This is a genomic window from Vibrio sp. 1641 (assembly GCF_033339995.1).
Classification (GTDB): domain Bacteria; phylum Pseudomonadota; class Gammaproteobacteria; order Enterobacterales; family Vibrionaceae; genus Vibrio; species Vibrio alginolyticus.
In genome coordinates this window covers 1-717 of record NZ_JAWOVP010000164.1, presented here as the reverse complement: position 1 = coordinate 717, position 717 = coordinate 1, and the positions used below count along the sequence as shown (strand labels likewise).

1 protein-coding gene is annotated in these 717 nt (G+C 50.1%); it reads left to right on the top strand.

Features of this window, described 5'->3' with window-relative positions; all coding sequences use genetic code 11:
- On the top strand, positions 1-717 hold a 717-nt coding region (locus R7Z47_RS24830), incomplete at both ends, for a GGDEF domain-containing phosphodiesterase (protein ID WP_318130761.1).

The window sequence follows — 717 nt, the reverse complement described above, 5'->3', positions numbered from 1 at the left end:
AACAACTGTTCGCAGCACCATTTATGGTTGAAGGTGAAAGCGTGGTGATGAAGATCTCACTAGGGATTGTGCAAACCAAGCATGGTGAGAACATGCCGCTTTGGCTACGCAATGCCAGTATTGCTCTGAGCTACGCGAAGCAAGATCCACTGACGGGCATTTGTTACTACAGCCCAGAACTCGCGAGCGCATCGAAGTTTCGTACTCAGCTGCTCACGAAGATGCAAACGGGCATCGACAAGCGCGAATTTGTGCCTCATTATCAGCCGATCATCGATCTCGCGAGTGGTAACGTATGTGGCGCCGAAGCCCTAGCTCGCTGGAATAGCGAAAGCGGTATGATTTCACCATTAGATTTCATCCCAATCGCGGAAGAAAGCGGCATGATCAAAGCCATTGGCCAACAAATCTTGCTGCAAGCGTGCCGAGACACATACAAAGCCATCGAGAACAAACAGTGGCCGTCAGACTTCCAATTGCACGTGAACATTTCGGTCAATCAGCTCTCCTGCCCGGCATTTGTCGACACCGTGACACGAGTGCTGGATGTCACCAAGCTGCCTGCAAAAAACCTCACGTTAGAGATCACCGAGTCGCGCATTATTGATAGCGCACCAACGACTCTGGAAAACATGACGAAGTTGCGTGATATGGGCATTGGCATTGCCATTGACGATTTTGGTACGGGTTACTCTTCCCTTGGTTATTTGCATTCTC